Genomic DNA, 13,393 nt, shown 5'->3' on the forward strand with positions numbered 1-13,393 from the left:
AAAGACCCTCCCGATGGCCATCCATCTCATCTACGCACGCGCCGCCAACGGCGTCATCGGCAAGGACAATGCCATGCCCTGGCACCTGCCCGAGGACCTGGCGCACTTCAAGCAATTGACCCAGGGTTCGGCCGTGGTCATGGGCCGCAAGACCTGGGACTCGCTGCCGGCCCGCTTCAGGCCGCTGCCCGGGCGCACCAACATCGTCGTCACGCGCCAGGAGGACTGGGCGCCCGAGCCGGCCGCCCCCGGCGTGCTGCATGCCACCAGCCTGGAGCAGGCCATGGAACTGGGCCGCCAGGCATCGGCCGACGTCTGGGTCATGGGCGGTGCCCAGATCTACGCCCAGGCCCTGCCGCTGGCCGACAGCATCGAGGTGACCGAGATAGAGCGTGACTACGAAGGCGATGCCTTCGCCCCCACGCTCGGCCCCGAGTGGCAGGAAGCGTCACGCAGCCGCCATGTGGCCGCCAACGGGCTGCCCTACAGCTTTGTGCGCCTGCAACGACGCTGACATACCCCTGTCGCACACGGGGCTGGCGGGCGCGGCGGGTCTGTGCAAATAATGTCGTTTTTCCACGCCTTCGCCGTCTTTCGCGCCTCTTCGCCATGAGCCTCGTCCAGCCCTTGCCCCCCGGTCCGCTCGACATCGTCGGCGACATCCATGGAGAGTCCGAGGCGCTGGACCAGCTGCTGGGGCACCTGGGCTACGACGCGCTGGGCCGCCATCCCCAGGGTCGGCGCCTGGTCTTCGTCGGCGACTTCTGCGACCGGGGGCCCGACAGCCCGGGCGTGCTCGCCCGCGTCGTGCCCATGCTGGAGTCGGGCCATGCGCTGGCCGTGCTCGGCAACCATGAAATCAACCTGCTGCGCGAGGATGCCAAGGACGGCTCCGGCTGGTTCTTCGACAGCCGCGTGGCCTCCGATACGCCCAAGTACGCGCCGTTCGCGCGCATGCCGCTGTGCGATATCCCTGACACCCTGGCCCTGCTGGAACGCCTGCCGATCGCCATGGAGCGCGAGGACCTGCGCGTGGTCCATGCGGCCTGGCGCCCGCAGCAGATCGCCATGGCGCGCGAGCTGCCGCTGGGCAGCGCACGCAGCGCCTATGACCACTACGAGGCCCTGGCCGCCCAGCAGGCCCAGGTCAACAAGGTGGCCGAGCGCATGCGTGCCGAACGCCAGCAATGGCCGCATGACCTGGAAGACCGCAACTGGCTGCCGCCCTTCCTGCCCGCGCACAGCGAGAGCGAACTGGCCAAGGCCATGGTCAATCCGCTGAAGGTGCTGACCTCGGGCGTGGAGCGCGAATGCCGCAATCCCTTCTACGCGGGCGGCAAGTGGCGCTTCGTCGAGCGCGTGGCCTGGTGGAACGAATATGAGGATGCCCAGGCCGTGGTCGTGGGCCACTACTGGCGGCGCCTGAACCGGGGCGGCCCGTCCTTCCATGGCGCCCAGGCCGAGAACCTGTTCGGCCAGACCGGTCCGCTGTCCTGGCATGGCCGGCGCGGCAATGTGTTCTGCGTGGACTACTCGGTCGGTGGCCGCTGGAACGCCCGCCTGGCGGGCGAGGACCCGCAGCAGCGCTTCAAGCTTGCCGCCATGCGCTGGCCCGAGCGCCGCCTGGTCTTCGACGACGGTGCCCAGGCGGACAGCGAGGAGTTCGGCGTTGCGGCGGCCGCTGCCGCATAACACGCGCTAGATCCGCGGCGCGTAGCGCAGCGTCAGCAACAGCGACCTGGGCGCACCGTAGTAGTTGTTGCCCGACACCGTGTTGTAAGAAGGCACGTAGTAGCGCTTGTCCAGCAGGTTGCTGACGTTGAGCGCCACGCTCAGCTCGGGCGAGACCTGGTAGGCCACGCGTGCATTCCACAGCGCAAAGCCTGCCAGGCGGAAGGCTCGGTCGGAGCTGAGGGTGTCGGTCTGCGCATTCACGCCCGCGCCCACCGTCCAGCGGCCCAGCTCGCCCGGCAGGCGGTAGCTGCCCCACAGGCGCAGCATGTGCCGGGGCGTCCAGGTGTTGAAGATCTGACCCTGGTAGTCGGGGTCGGACAGGTAGCGCGTGGTGTTGTAGGTGTAGCCCGCCGCCAGTTCCAGGCCTGTGGCCACCTTGCCGGAGATCTCGGCCTCCAGGCCCTGGCTGCGCACCTTGCCGGAGGAGCGCGAGCAGTACCAGTCATCACATGCAAAGCCGCTGTCGTAGTCGTTGACGGCGCGGTTTTTGTGCTCGTAGCGGAACACGGCCAATGCCATGTTCAGGCGGCCGTCGGCCATCTCGCCCTTGATGCCGGCCTCGTAGTTGCGGCCCTGCACCGGCTTGATGAGGTCGCCCTGCACGGTGCGCGCGGTCTGCGGCTCGAAGACGGTGGAGTAGCTGCTGTACAGCGACCAGTTGTCGTTGAGCGCATAGACGGCACCCGCGTAGGGGATGAAACGCCCCGTGGTCTTGCTGGTGGAAGAATCGCCCGATTGCGCGCGGTAGGCGAAGTCATACCAGCCCAGGCGCCCTCCGGCGATCAGCGTGAGCGCCTGCGTGGGCCTGACACGCCAGGTGCCGTACAGGCCCTTTTGCGTGATGTCGTAATTGCTGCGCACATCCGCGCCACGCGCGGCGATGCTTTCCATGTCCTGCCAGGGGCGGTTGTGGTCTATATCGAAGATGTTGCCGCCCGCGGTCCAGGCGCGCACGAAGCGGTCGCTGGTGGTGTAGCCAGCGTAGTTGGCGCCCAGCAGCACTTCCTGCTCCATGCCCAGCGCCTTGAAGCGGCCCGACAGCGACATGTCCAGGCCACGCTGCTGGTTGTTGAAGTCCACGCCGAAATCGCCGTAGCTCATGCCACTGCCATCGGGCTTGATGGGGCCCACGGCGCGCTGGTGCACGTTGGTGTTCTTCTCGTTCATGGCCATGCCCACCATCTTGAAGCGCCAGTCCGCATTGAAGCGGTGTTCCAGGTCGGCGAACAGCATGTTCTGGTCATTGCCTGCGCGGTTCCACATGGCGCCTGTGTAGGTGGAGCGCGGCAGGCCGATGTCGCTGCCGTCGGCAAAGCGCGGCAGGCCCACGATCATGGGGCGCGAGCGGCTGTGGCGCTGCCCCACGGCCAGGCCCACCGTGGTGCTGGCGCTGATGTCGTAGTCCAGCGCCGCGTAGATGTTGCGCACGCGGTCGCGCGTGTATTCGGTGAACCCGTGGCTGTAGTCCCCGTCCAGCACCACGCGGCCGCGCAGCGTGCCTTCGGCATTGAGCGGCGTGCTGGCATCCATCTGCAGGCCGTAGTGGTCATGGGAGCCGAGCTTGCCCGTGAAGACCACGGAGCGCTCGCGGCCCGGGCGCTTGCGCACCAGGTTGATCGCGCCGCCGGGGCTGCCCGCACCCTGCAGCAGGCCGGCCGCGCCGCGCAGGATCTCCACGCGGTCATAGAAAACCAGCGACTCCTGCTCCCAGTTGCCAAGGCTGTAGGTATTGCGCGTGAACGGCAGGCCGTCGTACTGCAGCGAGTCCACCGCAAAGCCGCGCGAATTGATGGCCAGGCCCGCGCCCACGCCCTGCACGGCCACCATGCCGGTGGCGTTGTGGATGGCGTCGGGCAGGTTGGTCATGCCCTGGTCATCCATGCGCTGGCGCGTGAGCACGCTGACCGATTGCGGAATGTCCTTGAGCGCCTGCGCGGTCTTGCCCAGCGTGACCGTGCCGCTGGTGTAGGAGTCCGAGCCTTCGGTGACACCGTCACGGATGCGCGTGTCGGTCACCATGACGGCCGGCAGGCCCGCCTCTGCCCCAGCGGCGGCCTGGCCGCGCGATGTGCGCACCTCGGGCAAGGGGCGCAGCGCATAGCCGCCATTGGGCTGCGCATGGGCGGCCAGCCCCGTGCCGGCCAGCAGCGCATCCAGGGCCGCAGGCGCTGCATGGTTTCCACTCAGGCCCGCGCTGCGCCTGCCCGCGATGTCGACCGCCGTGTACGACAGCATGACGCGGCTTTCCTGGGCGAAGCGGGCCAGCGCGCCTTCCAGCGGGCCTGCCGGTATGGCGTAGCTGCGCACTTCGGAGGGTGACTGGGCCTGGGCCTGCGCGGTTTGCGGCGCAAGGGCTGCGCTGACGGCGCACAGCGCCAGCGTGGTGCTGGCAGCCAGTGCCAGCGAATGGCGCCGGAAGGCCGGTGCCGCAGTGTGAGCAAGTCGTTGGACCATGAAATATCTCTTCCCTGAAAAGTGGCTTCTTCAGGACTTGCCACGCGAGAAAAGAAAACACCTCATGCCAACGGGTCCAGGCATCGATCAAATTGCAACAATTCGCAACACCAACCATCCAGCCTGTCTTGGCTCATGTCCTGCTCTGCCGGGCACGCACGGTCAGCCAGTAGCGGCCAAAGCCGGTGAGCTCGATGGGCTTGGTGCGCACCAGCATGTCGAGCACACGGTCGGTATCGTCCAGCGGATACATGCCCGAGACGCGCAGCGAGGCGAGCGCGGGATCGCAGGCCAGGCGGCCCCTGCGGTGGCGCGCCAGCTCGGCAATGAAGTCGGTCAGCGGCATGTCCCGCGCGGCCAGCAGGCCTGTGCTCCAGGCGGCGGCCAGTTCGTCGGCGGGCTGGGGCGCGTCCACGGCAAGGCGGTCAAAACCGGCCTGCTCGCCTGCGGCCAGAATGCGCACGGCCTGCGGGGCGTCGGCCGGCCGCACCTCGACCGCGCCCTCAAAGACGGCCACATGGCTGGCGCCATCGCGCTGGCGCACCGCAAAGCGCGTGCCCAGCGCACGCAGCCGCCCTTGCGCGGTTTCAACCAGAAAGGGGCGGGCCTGCGGGTCGCTGGCCGTGGTGACCAGCACCTCGCCGCCCAGCAGCCGCAGCAGGCGCTGGCTGGCGTCAAAGCGCACATCGATGGCGCTGGCCGTGTTCAGGTGGATGCGCGTGCCATCGGCCAGGGCCAGTGCCTGGCGCTCGCCGGTGGCCGTGCGGTGGTCGGCCGACCATTCGCGCCAATCGCCGCCTTGTATCCACCAGGCGCTGCTGCCCGTGAACGCGGCCAGGGCCAGCAGCTTCATGGCCTGGCGCCGGCCGCGCGCACGGCTGTGGCGCGGCTGCAGCGCTCCATGCGCCAGCGGTGCGGGCAGATCGCGCAGGTGCAGGCCGCAGGCCTCGATGTGCCGCCAGGCGCGCTCATGGTCGGGATGATCGGCACGCCAGCGCCGCCACGAGGCCTGCGTGTCCTCGCCGGCATCGCAGGCCTGCAGGGCCACCAGCCATTGCACGGCCTGCAGGCTCACGGCTTCTGAAACGGGTGGGCCTTCAAAAACGGGCAGGCCGGTGGATGCGTGGCGGAATTCGGTCATGGGCTGGCGCTCAGCCGCCGAAGAAGCAGCAGTGCGCGGCCTTGGCGATATGGCGCTGCACCGTGGCCAGCGACAGCTGCAGCTCGGCCGCGATGTCGGCCTGCTTCATGCCGTCGAGCTGCGACAGCAGGAAGGCACGGCGCACGGGGGGTGCCAGCGTGTCCAGGCGGCGGTCCAGCTCGACCAGCGTCTCCAGCAGGATGGCGCGCGTCTCGGGGCCCGGCACCTGCGGCTCGGGCAAATGCGCCAGCGTGGCCAGGTACGCCTCTTCGATCTGCCTGCGCCGCATGAAATTGGCCACCACGCCCTGCGCCACCGTGGTCAGAAAGGCACGCGGCTCGCGTGCGGCAATGGGCTCGCAGCGCGTGAGCAGGCGCATGAAAGTGTCCTGCGCCAGATCGGCCGCCTCCGTGGAATTGCCCAATCGCCGCCGCAGCCAGCCCTGGAGCCAGCCATGGTGGACGCGGTACAGCGTATCGACCTCTTGGTGCAAAGCGGCGGGGGCGGCGGGCAAGACAGGCTCCTGGTGCGGCAGCACGTGCAGGCGTGTGCCACATGAATGAGAAAGATTCTCATTCTATAAGGATTAGGCCTTGATGCCCTCCCCTTCGCAAACCGGCGCGCTCCAGAACCAGAGACACCGAGGAAGAGCCGCCTCGCACCGAGGGTGTCGTCCCCCTTCAGGGGGAAGGCGCGCAGCGCCTCAGGGGGTCTTCAAAAGCTACCGCGCAGCGTCAGCATCACATTGCGTGGCTCGCCATACCAGTTGTTGCCGCCGCTGGTGCCCACTGTGCGGTAGTAGACCTTGTCGAACAGGTTGTTCAGGTTGAGCACGGCCTGCCAGTTGCGGTTGATGCGGTACTGCACGCTGGCATTCCACACGGCATAGCCACCCTGGCTGAACTTGAAGGGCACGGCCGCGCCATCGAACTTGCCCGTGTCAGGATTGAAGGCATTGGCCGTGCCGCTGACGAAATGCGCGCTCTGGATATTGGCGCCGCCGCCAATCGTCCATTGCGACAGCTCGCCCGGCAGGCGGTAGGTGCTCCACAGCTTGAACAGATGCTTGGGCGTGACGGAGTGGTAGATGCCTTCGATGCCCGGCGTCTTGTTGTGGTTGCGGTTGAAGGTGTAGCCGGCAAACAGCTGCCAGCCGCGCGCCAGCTCGCCCGAGATCTCGCCTTCCACGCCCTGGCTGACCACCTTGCCCTTGCTCAGCCAGCAGCAGTTCAGGCCCGCGTCGCCGATGTCGGTGTTGGGGTAGGAGGGATCGGCCACGGCCTCGCCATTGCGCTCTATGCGGTACAGGGCCATGGAGGCCATCAGCCGGCCCTCGTTGAACTCGCCCTTGGCGCCCAGCTCGAAATTGCGGCCCTTGATGGGGTCCAGCGGCGTGCCTGGCAAGGGCCCACCCAGCTTGTCGGCCTGGGACTTGTGGATCTCGGCGACGCTGCCGTAGGCCGTCCAGCGGTCGTCGATGTCGTAGACCAGGCCGCCATAGGGCGTGAAGATACCGCTCTCGCCATAGGACGACACGATGCGGCTGGTGAGATTGCCGGCCCGGTCGAAGCGCAGCCAGGGCGTCTGCGTGTCGTAGCTGGCGCGGCGCGCGCCGACGATGGCCGTCAGGCGGTCCGTCAGGCTCAGGTTGAGCCGGCCGTACAGGCCCTTCTGCGTGGCGCCATAGCCCGCGAAGCTGCGTGTCTTCCAGACGAAGCTGGGCAGGGGAATGGCGCCCGGGTCGAAGCCGAACACGTTGATGCCCCCCGGCATGTCCACCTCGGACAGAAAGGTGTCCTGCGTGTCACGGATCTTGGCCCAGTCCGTGCCCAGCAGCAGCCGGTGCCTGCGCCCCAGCAGGGAGAACGTTCCGCTGACGTTGGCATCCAGCGCCTTCTTGGTGGAATAGAAGTCGTTGGAGAAGCCGTTGAGCGTGGCTCCCAGGCCCGTCGTCGGATCGACCGCGCCGGTGACGTCGGCCAACCGGCTGTCGCTGTCCACCTTGACATAGTTGGCATGGGCGCGGACGCGCCAGTCGCCCTCCAGCTTCTGTTCCAGCTGGGCAAACAGCTCCTTGTTGGTCCTGTCGTAATGGCCCCAGCCCGCCATGAGTGCCGTATGGCGCGGCAGGTGCAGATCGTCGCCATTGGCCGCGCGCGGCAGGCCACCGCGCCAAGGCAGGCTGGCCGACTTGTCGTAGCTGCCGCCCAGGGTCAGCTTGGTCGCAGGCGTGAGATCGGCTTCCACGATGCCGTAGAGCAAGGTGTTGCGCGCATCGGCGTAGTCATAGAAGAACTCGCGGTCGCTGTGCGCCAGCACGGCGCGGCCGCGCACCCGGCCATCGGCAGCCAGGGGGCCCGCCACATCAAGTTCGGCACGGCGCTGGTTCCAGCTGCCCACCGAGGCCGAGGCCAGCACCTGGGGCTGGGCTGTGGGGCGCTTTCTCACCAGGTTGATGGAGCCGCCGGGCTCGCCATTGCCGCTGTACAGGCCGTCCGCGCCGCGGATCACCTGCACGCTGTCGTACATGGCCATGTTGGGGTCGAAGGTGCCCTGGCTGAAGGCATCCACCGCCGCTCCGTCGATCTGGACATTGCTGATCTGGAAGCCCCGCACGTAGAAGCTGTTGGCCGTGCCGCCCAGGCCACCCGAGCCCGCGTAGTCCACCGTCACGCCCGTGGTCTGCTGCATCACGTCGCCCACGGAGACCAGGCCCTGGTCCTCGATGCGCTGGCGCGTGATCACGGAGATGGACTGCGGCGTCTCGCGCACGCTCTGCCCCTTGCCCAGCGACACGCGCGAGGCCGCATAGGAGCCCGAACCCTCCGTGGTATCGCCAGCGTGCGCCTGGGCCGTGACCAGCACCGTGCCCAGCGCAGCATCGGCTGCCGGCGACGGCTCCCTGAGCGGCGCCTTCAGCGTGTAGGCGCCCGGCACGGCGTCGATCACGGTCACGCCCGTTCCGGCCAGCAGCCGGTCCAGCGCCTGGCGCGGCGTGAAGCGGCCCTGCAAGGCCGGCGAAGTGCGGCCCGCAACGATCTGCGGATCGAACAGCACCTGGTGCTGGGCCTGCTGCGTGAACTGGCGCAGCGCGCCGGCCAGCGGCTGGGGCGCGATGCTGAAGGCCAGCTCCCCTGCCTGGCCCGCCTGCCCCGCCTGCACGGACGATGGCTGCTGCGCCTGCACCGCCGGCTGCGCCAGCGCAACCAGGGCTGCGGCCACCAGCGACGGCATCCTTGCCCGCCGCCATGGCCTGCCCCTGTGCTGAAACTCTCCTCCCCAAATGCCCGCGCCCATGGCGGCGCTGCCGTGTTCTTTTCCTGCTTGCATCCCTGCTCCTGCTGCACTGTGTCCATTGCCCGCTGTCGCGGTGTGCGCGGCGGGTGGCAGGCAGACAGTTGAGCGTTCCACCCGCCACGCGCGTGCGCGGCCGTCGCGGTTGTTGGCTGAGCTGTGCACTGGGCAGCGGCCTGGCTGGCAACCATGGAGGCGCGAGAAAACCCGGCCTCCATGAAGGTAAAACCCGCTACCGCGCCAAAGTGGGAACGTGGACGAACCGAGAAAGCGGGTTGTTTACATTAATTTACAAATAGACAAGGCACTCAATGCGCCGAGATTCGCCAGCCGCCCTGCGCTTCGGCCTGCACACGCACCGGCAACAAGTGCGGCAACGAGCGCAGAAACACCTCGGGCTTGCCCGTCAGCGCCACGCCGGACACGGACAGCGCGGCCAGCCGCGCATCGCCATCCACCCGTACGGGCTGGCCCAGGTAGCGCGACAGATCGGCGGCGACCTCGGCCAGCGTTGCCTGCTGGAACACCATCTGGCCGCTGCGCCAGTCGCCCACCGTGTCCGCGCCGGCCGCCAGCGGATGCTGCGTGCCGTCACGGGCATCGACGGACATGCCGGCACCCGCGCCCAGCAGCAGGCGCCTGCCGTCCGCCGCATGGCGGTCGGGACGCAGTTCCACCTTGCCCTCCAGCACCTTCACCACCAGCGCGGGCGGCCCGGCGCGCACATTGAAGGCCGTGCCCACTACCCGGACCTGGCTGGCGCCGCTGTCCACGGTGAAGGGCCGCGAGCGGTCGGTGGCGACCTGGAAGAAGGCCTCGCCCTGGTCCAGCACCGTCTCGCGGCGGCGCGGGTAGTAGCGCACCTGCAGCCTGGAGGAAAAATTCAGCGTGACCCGCGTGCCATCGGGCAGTTCGGCCTCGCGCACCTCGCCGGGGCCGGTGGCCATCTCGATCACATGGCTTGCGTGGCTGTCCCAGGCATACCAGCCGCCGCCCAGGGCCAGCGTCGCGACCAGAGCCACCGACAGCAACGCAGGCATCAGGCCGCGGCGTGTGCGCTGACGTGCCGGCGCGGGCAAGTGGGCCTGTGTCTGCGCACGCGGCCCGCTCGCCCTGGCTTGCGGCGCAGCCGCCGCGTCGCAGGCCAGCGCCGGCCTGCGCAACTGTTGCAGGTCCAGCACCGTGCGCCCCAGGCTCTCGAAGATGCTGCGGTGCTGCGGGTCGGCGGCCAGCCAGGCGTCGAGTTCGCGCTCGTCGGCGCCGGTCCAGTCGGCTTCACGGCGGCGGGCGAAGTAGTCGGCGGCGCGGGCATGCAATTGCAGGCGTTTCGGGGTCAGCGTCATTCCCGGCCCTCCCCGTCCGTCGCGGCCTGCGCCAGCAGGCCCTGCATCAGGCGCATGTCTTCGGCGCTGCCGTACTGCACGCGCAGTTCGCAATAGGCCATGGCCAGAGTCACGTGGTTGTGCACCATGCGGCGCGAAATGCCCATGCGCTGCGCCACCTCGGTCTGCGTGAGCCCGTCGATGCTGTGCAGCACGAAGGCCTCGCGGCGGCGCTCGGGCAGCTCGGCCATGGCCTGCTCCAGCCGGCCCAGGCGCTCGCGGTGGTGCGCCGCCTGCAGGGGGTCCGACCCCTCGCCGGCCGGCAGTTGCTGCGCCAGTTCCATGTGTTCATCCAGCGAGACCGATTCGCGCCCCGGCGCGCCCGCCGAGCGGCGCCAGGCATCGTGCGAGACATGGCGGGCGATCACGCGCAGATAGGGTTCCTGCTCCTCGGGCGGCAGGGCCTTGCCCGAGGCCGCATAGCGCACGAAGACCTCCTGGACCGCATCCTCGGCATCCTCGCGGTTGCGCATCTGCCGGCCCAGCAGGCGGCGCAGAGGCTGGTGCCAGCGCGCATACACGCGGGCCAGCAGAGAGGGAGCGGCATCATCGTCCGCGCCTGGCACGCGCGCGCTCACGGGCAGGCTCCCGGCACGGCGGTCTGGACGCGGGCAGGCACGCCAGCATGGGAAACGGACAGGACGAAGAAGAACGGCACGGGCGGCGATTGTACTGAGAATGGTTCTCATCAACACCTTTGCGGCCGGCACGCGCCATGCGATGAGAGTGCTGCCAATGCCTTACCGGCCCGCTGCCCCATGCAGCGCCACCAGCGTGGGCACCACCCAGTGCGGCGCAGGCTGCGCCCCGTCGAAGCACTGGTCCTCGGACGGCACGGCGATGACGGTCATGCCGGCCTGCCGCGCCGCATGTGTTCCCGTGACGGAGTCCTCGAACACCAGGCAGCGCCCGGCCGGCACGCCCAGGCGCTGCGCCGCGAAGTGGTAGATGTCGGGCGCGGGCTTGCCGCGCACCACCTGCTCGGCCGAGACGATGGCGTCGAACGCCGGCCGCATGCCCAGCGCATCCAGGGTGTGGTGGCACAAAGACAAAGGAGAGTTCGAGGCCAGCGCCACGCGCCAGCCCAGGGCGCGGCAGGCGCTCAGTGTTTCGCGCACGCCGGGCAGGGCCCGTCCATGCGCGCTGACCAGGGCCGCCACGCGCGCGACCACGCGGCTCTCCAGCTCGCGCTGGCTGGGCCCCTGCCAGGGCCGGTGGGCATACCAGTGCGCGGCCACCTGCGCCGTGGTCATGGGCGCCGTCACGCGGGACATCTCGGCCGTGATGTCGATGCCGACCTCGGCAAAGGACTCGCGTTCGGCACGCTTCCAGAAGGGCTCGGAGTCTATGAGCAGGCCGTCCATGTCGAAGATGGCGGCGCCGAATCCGGCCTGGCCAAGGCCTTCGAACGAGGGAGCGGCTTCAGGGATTTGCATGGCGCGCATGCTAGCGCAGGCGGCAAGTGAAAGCAGTTGCTGTTAGCCTGTGCCGGCTGGCGATGGATGCAGATGCATGCGATTGCCAGCCCTTCACAATCCTTAGCGAGCCCGCAATGACCAGCCCCCTGTACACCGCCTCCATTCCCGTCCTGCAGCAGATGCTGAAAGCCCTGTCCGACGTGCTCAAAAAGGCCGAGGAACACGCCGCGCAGAAGAACATAGATCCCGACGCCCTGCTGCAGGCCCGCCTGTTCCCCGACATGTTCCCGCTGGTGCGCCAGGTGCAGATTGCTGCGGACTTCGCCAAGGGCATCGCCTCGCGCCTGGCCGGCGCCGAGGTGCCTTCGTGGCCCGACACGCAGACCAGCTTTGCCGACCTGCAGGCGCTGATCACCAAGGCGCTGGACCATGTGGGCTCGTTCGCGCCCGAGCAGTTCGCGCAAAGCGAGTCCCGCGAGATCGTGCTGCGCCCCGGCACGCCCAAGGAAAAGAAGCTGAGCGCCAGCGCCTACCTGCTGCACTACGGCCTGCCGCAGTTCTTCTTCCATGTGACCACCGCCTATGCCCTGCTGCGCCACAACGGCGTCGAGGTCGGCAAGCGCGACTACATGGGCAGCTACTGAGCGTGCCGTGGCCGGTCTGGCCAGCGCTTCACTGCGCGGCCAGATCCCGGCCCCGCGTCTCCGGCAGGCACATGGCGAACATCACCACCATCACGTAGCCGGCCGTGGCGCAGATACCGATGGCCGTGCCCAGCGACAGGCCCAGCCGGTCGCTGAACACGCCCACCAGCGCGGGGAAGGTGGCCCCGATGCCGCGGCCGAAGTTGTAGCAAAAGCCCTGGCCGGAGCCGCGCAGTTCGTTGGGGAACAGCTCGGCCAGGAAGGCTCCGGCGCCGCTGAATATGCCCGACATGAAAAAGCCCAGCGGAAAGCCCAACACCAGCATCCAGGCATCGGTGATGGGCAGCAGCGTATAGGCATAGGCCAGGCTGCCGGCGCCGATGGCGAACAGCGTGAAGGCCAGGCGCCGGCCCAGCCGGTCGGAAGCGTAGGCACCGCACAGGTAGCCGGCAAAGGCGCCAAAGATGAACATGAACTGGTAGCCGCCCGAGCCCAGCACCGTCAGGTGGCGCTCGTTCTTCAGGAAGGTAGGCAGCCACACGGCAATGGCGTAGTAGCCGCCCTGCATGCCCGTGAACATCAGGCTGGCCAGCACCGTGGTCTTGAGCATGCCGCCCTTGAAGATGTCCAGGAAGTGCCCGCTGCGCTCGCCCCGGCCCACGGCGGCGCGGGTCTTCAGGTAGACCTCGGGGTCCTTGACTGAACGGCGGATGAACAGGATCAGCAGGGCCGGCAGCAGGCCCAGCAGGAACATGGCCCGCCATGAGATCTCGGGAGGCAGAAACGAGAACAGCGCCATGGACACCAGCACGGCCGCCCCCCAGCCTATGGCCCAGCTGCTTTGCACCAGCCCCACCGCCTTGCCACGGAAAGCCGGCCGTATGGTCTCGGCGATCAGCACCGAGCCCACGGCCCATTCGCCGCCAAAGCCCAGACCCTGCAGCGTGCGCGCCAGCAGCAACTGGACCGGCGTCTGCGCCAGGCCGCAGGCGAAGGTGAAAAGGGCGAACACGAGGATGGTCCACTGCAGCACGCGCACACGCCCGTAGCGGTCCGCCAGGATGCCGGCCATCCAGCCGCCGACGGCCGAGGCCACCAGGGTCGAGGTGCCGATCAGGCCGACCTCGGTCTTGCTCATGCCCCACAGCGACAGCAGGATGGGCGTGACCAGGGGCAGCGTGTAGTAGTCGAAGGAATCGACCGCGTAGCCGCCGAACGAGGCCGTCAGTGCGCGTTTTTCCCGGGGTTCGAGCTGGCCCAGCCAGCTGCCCTGCGACTGTTCGCCAGCCAGGGGCTTGGCATTTTCAAGGCTTGTCATTTTTCAGT

General features: G+C 68.5%; 11 protein-coding genes. 3 read left to right on the forward strand and 8 right to left on the reverse strand.

The window, feature by feature from the left end:
• Positions 1-13 precede the first annotated feature (13 nt).
• Both INR38_RS14775 and INR38_RS14780 read left to right on the forward strand, forming a co-directional pair.
• Entirely contained in the window at positions 14-514 is a 501-nt protein-coding gene (locus INR38_RS14775; RefSeq protein WP_207442334.1) for a dihydrofolate reductase, read from the forward strand.
• 95 nt (positions 515-609) lie between these two features.
• Entirely contained in the window at positions 610-1,692 is a 1,083-nt protein-coding gene (locus INR38_RS14780) for a metallophosphoesterase (protein ID WP_013801428.1), read from the forward strand.
• Positions 1,693-1,698: 6 nt separating this feature from the next.
• Here INR38_RS14780 and INR38_RS14785 read toward each other — a convergent pair whose 3' ends face one another.
• The 7 genes from INR38_RS14785 to hxpB all read right to left on the reverse strand — a co-directional run bounded on the left by INR38_RS14785 (position 1,699) and on the right by hxpB (position 11,441).
• A complete protein-coding gene (locus INR38_RS14785) occupies positions 1,699-4,188 on the reverse strand; it encodes a TonB-dependent siderophore receptor (RefSeq protein ID WP_207442333.1) in 2,490 nt (829 codons plus the stop codon).
• 133 nt (positions 4,189-4,321) lie between these two features.
• Positions 4,322-5,329, reverse strand: a complete 1,008-nt coding sequence (locus INR38_RS14790; RefSeq protein ID WP_207442332.1) for a FecR domain-containing protein — start codon at positions 5,327-5,329, stop codon at positions 4,322-4,324.
• 10 nt (positions 5,330-5,339) lie between these two features.
• Positions 5,340-5,843: a sigma-70 family RNA polymerase sigma factor gene (locus INR38_RS14795; protein WP_199960046.1), complete on the reverse strand. Its 504-nt coding sequence runs from the start codon at positions 5,841-5,843 to the stop codon at positions 5,340-5,342.
• A 200-nt stretch (positions 5,844-6,043) separates the two neighbouring features.
• Positions 6,044-8,659: a TonB-dependent siderophore receptor gene (locus tag INR38_RS14800; RefSeq protein WP_207442331.1), complete on the reverse strand. Its 2,616-nt coding sequence runs from the start codon at positions 8,657-8,659 to the stop codon at positions 6,044-6,046.
• A gap of 272 nt (positions 8,660-8,931) precedes the next feature.
• Positions 8,932-9,966 carry a FecR domain-containing protein gene (locus INR38_RS14805; RefSeq protein WP_207442330.1) on the reverse strand — a complete coding sequence of 345 codons (1,035 nt, stop codon included), beginning with the start codon at positions 9,964-9,966 and terminating at the stop codon, positions 8,932-8,934.
• The gene (locus tag INR38_RS14810) at positions 9,963-10,583 is read right to left on the reverse strand and encodes a sigma-70 family RNA polymerase sigma factor (RefSeq protein ID WP_013801422.1); all 621 of its coding nucleotides are present in this window, start codon (positions 10,581-10,583) and stop codon (positions 9,963-9,965) included. The genes INR38_RS14805 and INR38_RS14810 overlap by 4 nt, the downstream gene beginning before the upstream one ends.
• 162 nt (positions 10,584-10,745) lie before the next feature.
• Positions 10,746-11,441, reverse strand: a complete 696-nt coding sequence (hxpB, locus tag INR38_RS14815) for a hexitol phosphatase HxpB (protein WP_242699076.1) — start codon at positions 11,439-11,441, stop codon at positions 10,746-10,748.
• 116 nt (positions 11,442-11,557) lie between these two features.
• Between hxpB and INR38_RS14820 the strand changes: the two genes are divergently transcribed.
• Positions 11,558-12,067 carry a DUF1993 domain-containing protein gene (locus tag INR38_RS14820; protein ID WP_012206773.1) on the forward strand — a complete coding sequence of 170 codons (510 nt, stop codon included), beginning with the start codon at positions 11,558-11,560 and terminating at the stop codon, positions 12,065-12,067.
• 28 nt (positions 12,068-12,095) lie between these two features.
• Here INR38_RS14820 and INR38_RS14825 read toward each other — a convergent pair whose 3' ends face one another.
• Positions 12,096-13,385, reverse strand: coding sequence for an MFS transporter (locus INR38_RS14825; protein ID WP_207442322.1), 1,290 nt, complete (start codon positions 13,383-13,385; stop codon positions 12,096-12,098).
• Positions 13,386-13,393: the final 8 nt, after the last annotated feature.

It is taken from the genome of Delftia sp. SD018 (assembly GCF_017355445.1).
Lineage (GTDB): Bacteria > Pseudomonadota > Gammaproteobacteria > Burkholderiales > Burkholderiaceae_C > Comamonas > Comamonas acidovorans.